Genomic DNA, 6,725 nt, shown 5'->3' with positions numbered 1-6,725 from the left:
GATCCAGACGATGGGTTTTAGATAGCGTTGTTTCCATGATATAGGGTAGCTAGGGGTGTCGGGGCGTGCCCTGACCAGGCCAAGCCCGGTAGCGTAGCGTGAAGCCGGGCGATTGACTTTGGGCGCGCAACAACCGACGATAGGAGGGCAGTTGTGTGTACAAAGTCATGGCTTGCTTTACTACCAACAAACCAAAAATACGTCCGCTAATGCACAATGTCAAGACTAGTCAAGGAGATAGTTGCGTGGGTGGGTAAATTGGTGAAGTAGTAGGGAGATCAGCCAGGTATAACAGGGGAAAGACAAGTAGACTACCTTCCCCTGTTATACTAAAGAATGAAGAAGGTAAGGGTACGGAATAGTAGAATAGTACAAATCGTGGAACACTCAACTAAATTTATAGTTCCGCGCCCCGGTGCGGTTTTTAGTTTTGCTCTCTTTTCCCCTTTCCAATTCGACAGTCTTGTTTGCTGCTTTTTTAGGTGTGGATAACTCGGTTTTTTTACCCCTTTTTACCTCTCAAAAGCCGTTTTTTTGGCATTTGCACTTTAGCAAAATTTACTTTTGCAAACTTTACGGCTCCGTAACTAATTGATTTTTAGTAGGTTATAGGGGTATTTTACGAGTAATTGACGGAGTTTTACGAGTAATTGACGGAGTTTTTAGGGGTATTTTACGAGTAATTGACGGAAAAACTGCGTTATAACTTGTGTTTATTAAGATAAATGACTTTTTTTACTCGTAAAATAATTGAATATGACGAGTGTAGAGACCTTCAAGCAGACCAATGCTATCACTGGAGCTAGGTACGATTATACTACAACCGAAAAACGTTTAGTCTACTTATCTCTGATTGAGGTAATGAAGACTGTCCAAGATGGTGTTACAGATGATTTCTTTAAGAAAGACCTTGACCTATTCATAGTTGAAGACCAGTTAAAAAAATCAGATCCTAATGACAACCGTTTTCGGGACTACCGCAAAGCTGTTATTAGTCTGCGAAAAAAAGACTTTTCAATTGATGAACCGGATGAAAGTTGGACTGAAACTGGCTTCGTAACTAGAGGCAAATACATTAAGAATAAAGGTCTGGAAGTTAGTATCTCTAGAGATGTCTTACCCTACCTCTACGAGCTTACAAAGAGATTCACAGTACTGGACGCAACGGTGGTCATGACTTTGGCAAGCAAGTTCTCTCAGCGATTTTATGAGTGGTGCTGCCAATGGCGATCCGTTGGCCAATTTGACTTTACCCCAGATGCGTTACGGGATCTGTTAATGATCAAGACTAAGACTGGAGATCTTAAAATTTATGTCTTGGAGGTGGCGCAAGCCGAACTCATGAAAATGTATGAAGACGGGATAAGTGATATATATTTCACTTATAGCGAAGAACGAGGGGGACGTGGACGAGGAGGATCTGTAAAGCGGTGGATCTTCCAAATCCATACCAAGAAGAAGCAAGTGGCTCAGGAACGAGCCAAGAATGAAGATGTAATCTTCGTGATGCGCTTTTTGGGACAAGTCTTTGGGAAGGAGTCACCACTGATAGATCAGGCCTTAGAAGCCCTTAAAACGCACGAAAACGTTAAGATATTTGCTGATCGAGTAGACGGACTGCAAACGTCGGGCAAACTGGATCGAACCAAGAATAAGCCCGGTTATATTCGATCAATCCTTCAGAAAGAATTTGGCCTCGATAAGAAGTAAAAAGCATAGTAAAGTGTAATGAAACCAATAAAACGATAAGCAAATGAATGCAACTGCAATTCGTCAAGGCATTAGTTACGTCACTAACAGTAAGGGGGAAAAAACGGCTTTGCAGCTAGATTTAACCAATGAAGCTGTGCAGGAGATCGTAGAAGACTTAATGGATACCCTTGATGCTATAGAGCGACGTGGTGAACCTACGCGCCCTTTTGAAGATCTGAAAAACGAAATTTTGGCGAGCCGTGGTTTATAAGATTATCGTTACCGAGTCAGCGGCCAAGGAGTTGAAACGAATTCCGGCCAAGATGCAAGACCGGATATTCGAAAAAATACAGGACTTAGCGGAGGAGCCAAAACCACATGGCCATAAAAAGTTGAAGAACTTCGATATGCCAGGTAGCGATCAAGATGACTATTATCGGATTCGAGTGGGAGATTACCGTGTCATCTACACCATAGAAAATGAGCAGATAACTATCTTAATCATGAAGATAGCTCATCGTAAAGATGTTTATGAATAGAAACGCTAGCCAAATAAGCGCTGGAAAAACCCCCTTTTTTCCTGTACCGGTATTCGGTTAGCAAGCTGGGTAATCATGCCTTTGATATCATCCAGTTCAGTACGCAGATCTTCTTGTTTCAAAGGTGGCTGATTCCCTTTCTTTAGCTGTTCCTGAGCATACTGACGTAGATCTTCATTCATATACTGACCAATAGTCTTACCTGTTCGTGTCGCAGCCTTTTCTATAGCCGTTCGCGTTTCCAGATCCACACCTCTAACCGTCCAAGGTGTTACGTCAGGAGCTTTACGAGGACGTCCACCCCTATTTTTGTCTGTTTCGGGTTTTGTCTGACGTAACTCTGGTTCTGTCAGCGCCATTTCTTCGGGCTGATGACGTAATTCTAGTTTTGTATTTGCATCGATTGGGTCCATAACAGTTATGTCAGACGTTTTGTCAGACACATAGTTAAAGGATTTTCTATGTATATACAAAACCTAGGTTTTGTCAGCGCAAACAAGCTTAGGTAGTTAACTTTACATAATTCAGATTATAAAACCAGAAATGACCCTAGAATCAATCATAACGTGTCCAGTGTGTAACCATCAGCAGATGGAAACTATGCCTACCAATGCTTGCCAGTACTTTTATGAATGCAGCATTTGTCAATCGCTGCTTAAACCTATAGTGGGGGATTGCTGCGTCTACTGTTCATACGGATCAGTTGAGTGTCCACCGATACAGCAACAAAAGGCGTGTTGCTCATAAGAATGACTACCTAGCTTTACATAATTGCAGTGGCTGTTGCAAAAGTCGTCATGACCAGACATTGCTGCGCTCAATTGGTAATTTTCAGCCATTGATTAGGTCATAATTGGCTTACTGGTCTGTCCTATTTGACTAGTTTAAGACTTTTGCAACAGCTACTGCACTTATACAACATGAAAGCCAATTCCATTTTCAACTTAGTTAAGATTCGAGAACGCTGAACACTTAAAAACTCAACTAAGTAGATGTCTAAACTCACCAAAATACTCCTAGACATACTCCTAACCATCAGTATGACCTTGGCTTGGGGATGGACCATCTTCATGGGGCTGTTTGCTACCCATGCTCATGGTAGACGAGCAGGCTGGCTCATAGGTATTACTCTCATTGTGCTACTGGGGGTCGTTCATAGCTACTTGGACACGCGCCCCAAAACAATAAAGGAATGGTTTAAAATGTAATCGTTTTAAGTTGTGCAACAGCCATATGAGTTATAGAACGGGTCTGGGAAATGTGCAAATTCTAACCCTCAGTTAATTTGTACATTTTCCAGACCTGTTGTATAACTGCATTTATGTAAAGCGTTTTAAGATAGAAAAAGTCAAAATAGGAGAAAGGATAAACCTTAGAATATTATTAATGAATTAGCGGAATCTAATTCATTAATAACTCATAACGCCTAGTAAATACATTCCAGTAGTTGCTGCCGAATTTGCCAAGCTTTATTGAGCTGTCGTTGATAATTCTCTAAAAGAATTCGGTAACTATCGAAAAGAGTGTTCTTTTCATTATATGCTGTAAATGAAGATTGCTGCTTGTCTAGAAATTGATAGATTCTTGTTAGTCTGCCTTCTAAAGCCACAATCTGCTCTTCATAAAAAACCAGTTTCTGCATTTTAATTGAGTTAGTTGTCAAAAGCTTCTGAGTGGCCTCCGTTTTTACTGCCTCCAGAAGAGCGATCCACTGGTTTTCCAGTTGCTGAATAGGCTCTTGAAACGGACTTCCATCAAAAGCTTCTACGGGTAAGTCAATGACCTTCCCTTTCTCAATCAGATGCGCTTTCAATAAGGCATGACCTTGAGCAGTCAGTTTACTCAACAGTTCAAACCCGGTTTCTAATGTGTTGAGTTGACAGAAAAACTCCCTTCTCTGTAAAATCGAATCGGTTGTGACAATTGATAAAAACATTGGTGCTTTTTAGCTAAAAGAAAACGCCAATGATTTAGTTTATGAAAATGAGAATGTGGTCGTCTATTGGTGTTACATACATGCGCTTATGTAGAGTATAGCCTCCCTAAGAAGACAGAAATCCTCCTCTAAGCCCCAAAAGCTATATGCTAGAGCTTGCGGGGCCTGGACCTACCCTCTTTTATGAGCATTCATTTCGATTTGGTAAGCCAGTCTTGTATCTTTGATTACCGTACTTAAAGCTTAATCTATGCATACCTATTCGACCCATGATTTCGACCGGATCGGACGTATTATTCGGCTGATCAAGATTCATCGACAAGGCGAAACGTCCATGGCCATGTGCCTGAGCCGGGAGCAATATTTAAAGTATTATTTGCCCACCAGTGACTGGGTGTTTTGGCAGGCCTTACAGGCCGATGAGTTACCTCATTTATTACCTCCTACCTGTTGATAGACTGATCCCTATTTCTTGGAATAGTTTCTTAACATAACGTTGCTTATACAACAACCCTTAAAATAGTCCAACTATCGCTTCTGACTTGGACCTTTCTTTTGTTGCTGGGTGGGAGTCTCAACGAGTTGCTTTAACTCCCCCTTTTTGAAGCCTAAGGCTGCCGTCGTTGCTTGTCCGTTTTTGTCCGAATAGATATACTTACCATCGGGCCCTGGACGACGGGTGATGGGCGGATTGGTTTGGGAAGCCGACTGGAGCCGGTTGGTAAACTCAGTTAAGTTACTGGATGCCTTAGCGGCCTGCCGTAAACGATGACCCATACTGGCCACCCAATCCTTATCCAGTCCTTTAGACCCATCAACAGCCGGTTTGGAAGCGGGCGAAGCAGGAGCGACGGCCGGACTTATCGAAGGCGTAGGGGATTGGGCCTGACGGCTTTCTTTCAAGGCGTTGTAGCGATTTACCAGCGCATTGTATGTCTCCATATGAGCCTTCCCTTTCTCGGCCATCTCCCGGTAGCGTAGCCGCTCCTGTTCCAGGGCCAGCTCAAGTTGGCCCAATTGGGCAGCTAGCCCATCATACTGCTGCCGCAAGTCCGCCAGGGTATCCACCAGATCGGGCAATTTTTCGGCTTTCTCCTTTTGCTGCACATACGCTTGGTAGGTGCGCTGAAGCTGTTGTTTCAACTGCTCAATCTTGGTCTGATCAGCCGGATCGGGCTTGATAACCTCTTTGATCACTTCAACTTCTTTAATGACCGTTTTAGGCTCGTGATTTAGCAAAGCCTGCTGCATGGCATTCCGCTTCTCATAGGCCACGTCCCGCTCATGCTGTAGTCGATTGATCTCGGCTTGCTGGCCAGCGTCAGGCGTTTGAATCTCCACCACCGCTGGCTTCTGTTCCAGTTCGTGTTTGAGCCGCTCAATTTCGGCCTGGTACTCGGCCCGGTTGGCCTCTAGTTGGGTGGCCAGCTGCCGGTATTTGTAGCCCACCGCCGATCCTTTCACCGGCTGGCCATCTCCTCGCTGAAAGCTGATGCCGTAAATACCCTTACTATTGGTCGCTAGTTGGGTGGTGATCCCTTTCTCCTCCAGATCGGCGATTAATTCAGCTAAAGTCGTCGGTTTTTGCTCGGCCAACACCTGGCTTAAGCTAGTAGCGATACGAGTTCGGTTGGCCTGGGTCTGCTCGCTGTGGTCCCGTAGACTCATCCGCTGCTCGGGTAAGGCCTGTAGGCTCAGCGCCTGCTCGATCTGACGCGTCGTTTTGACATTGCGCGCGTAGTTATGGCTCGTATCCAAAGCCGGACCAGCATCCAGCCGGACCCGGTTGATATAAATGTGTACGTGAGCGTGGGCAGTGTCGTGATGTTGGAAGATGGCCACCTGGTGCTGGGCGGGATCGGCCCCCATGGCCGTGCAGTACTGCCGGGCAGCGGCTCGCCACTGTTCGGCACTCAGCTGCTCGCCGGGTTGGGCCGATAAGGAGGTATGCCAGACGGGGGTACTGCAACGGCTGCCCTGCGCCACCGCAGCCATTTCAGCGGCCATCCCTTGCCAGTGATAACTGATCAGATTGTAGCTATCCAGCAGAGCCACTTTGGGCTGTTTGTGCTGGCGCTGCTGCACCGTCAAATCCGCCGCCCCATAGCCCAGGGCGCTATCAAAACTACGGCCGGTAGTGGTTTTGGCGATCATGCCAGGAGCTGGTTAAGTTGGATGATTAATACCTGAATGCCGGCCGGATCGATCTGGCCCGTGTGCGCGTAGCGGGTTAACTGGTTCAAGTTATTGGCCATGCTGGCCAGCTGCGCCCGTTCGGGTTTCGTCAGGATGGACGGACCTTCAGAACCGGTAGTGAGTGTGGCGGCAGGCCCTGACCCCAGTGCCGACCGGCGCAGATACTCGGATACCTTCAGACCGGCAGCTTCTGCCTTTTGTGCAATCTGTTTGCGTTCATCTTCCGTCACGCGCAGATCCAGACGATGGGTTTTAGATAGCGTTGTTTCCATGATATAGGGTAGCTAGGGGTGTCGGGGCGTGCCCTGACCAGGCCAAGCCCGGTAGCGTAGCGTGAAGCCGGGCGATTGACTTTGGGCGCG

Annotated in this window: 9 protein-coding genes; 5 read left to right on the top strand and 4 right to left on the bottom strand. The window is 45.9% G+C overall.

The window, feature by feature from the left end:
- The first annotated feature begins 756 nt into the window (after positions 1-756).
- From ACYVAM_RS31705 to ACYVAM_RS31695, 3 genes are read left to right on the top strand one after another with little or no spacing between them, the layout of a single operon-like run.
- Complete coding sequence (locus tag ACYVAM_RS31705; protein ID WP_461074175.1) at positions 757-1,710, top strand: replication initiation protein; 954 nt, start codon at positions 757-759, stop codon at positions 1,708-1,710.
- Positions 1,711-1,753: 43 nt separating this feature from the next.
- The gene (locus ACYVAM_RS31700) at positions 1,754-1,963 is read left to right on the top strand and encodes a hypothetical protein (protein WP_461074174.1); all 210 of its coding nucleotides are present in this window, start codon (positions 1,754-1,756) and stop codon (positions 1,961-1,963) included.
- Complete coding sequence (locus tag ACYVAM_RS31695; RefSeq protein WP_461074173.1) at positions 1,953-2,231, top strand: type II toxin-antitoxin system RelE family toxin; 279 nt, start codon at positions 1,953-1,955, stop codon at positions 2,229-2,231. Before ACYVAM_RS31700 ends, ACYVAM_RS31695 begins: the two co-directional genes overlap by 11 nt.
- Before the next feature lie 5 nt (positions 2,232-2,236).
- Here the strand turns inward: ACYVAM_RS31695 and ACYVAM_RS31690 are convergent, their stop codons facing one another.
- Complete coding sequence (locus tag ACYVAM_RS31690; protein ID WP_461074172.1) at positions 2,237-2,644, bottom strand: hypothetical protein; 408 nt, start codon at positions 2,642-2,644, stop codon at positions 2,237-2,239.
- A gap of 130 nt (positions 2,645-2,774) precedes the next feature.
- On the opposite strand from ACYVAM_RS31690, the gene ACYVAM_RS31685 reads away from it, so the two are divergent.
- Positions 2,775-2,978, top strand: coding sequence for a GDCCVxC domain-containing (seleno)protein (locus ACYVAM_RS31685; protein WP_461074171.1), 204 nt, complete (start codon positions 2,775-2,777; stop codon positions 2,976-2,978).
- Positions 2,979-3,657: 679 nt separating this feature from the next.
- On the opposite strand, the gene ACYVAM_RS31680 is transcribed toward ACYVAM_RS31685, so the two are convergent.
- On the bottom strand, positions 3,658-4,167 hold the full coding sequence (locus ACYVAM_RS31680; protein ID WP_461074170.1) for a hypothetical protein: 510 nt from the start codon (positions 4,165-4,167) through the stop codon (positions 3,658-3,660).
- Between the two features lie 250 nt (positions 4,168-4,417).
- On the opposite strand from ACYVAM_RS31680, the gene ACYVAM_RS31675 reads away from it, so the two are divergent.
- A complete protein-coding gene (locus tag ACYVAM_RS31675) occupies positions 4,418-4,621 on the top strand; it encodes a hypothetical protein (protein WP_461074169.1) in 204 nt (67 codons plus the stop codon).
- Positions 4,622-4,695: 74 nt separating this feature from the next.
- Here the strand turns inward: ACYVAM_RS31675 and ACYVAM_RS31670 are convergent, their stop codons facing one another.
- Positions 4,696-6,321, bottom strand: a complete 1,626-nt coding sequence (locus tag ACYVAM_RS31670) for a relaxase/mobilization nuclease domain-containing protein (protein ID WP_461074168.1) — start codon at positions 6,319-6,321, stop codon at positions 4,696-4,698.
- Positions 6,318-6,635, bottom strand: a complete 318-nt coding sequence (locus ACYVAM_RS31665) for a plasmid mobilization protein (RefSeq protein ID WP_461074167.1) — start codon at positions 6,633-6,635, stop codon at positions 6,318-6,320. Before ACYVAM_RS31665 ends, ACYVAM_RS31670 begins: the two co-directional genes overlap by 4 nt.
- Between the last annotated feature and the right edge of the window lie 90 nt (positions 6,636-6,725).

Source organism: Spirosoma horti (genome assembly GCF_054776595.1).
This window is presented reverse-complemented; position numbering and strand designations above follow the sequence as displayed.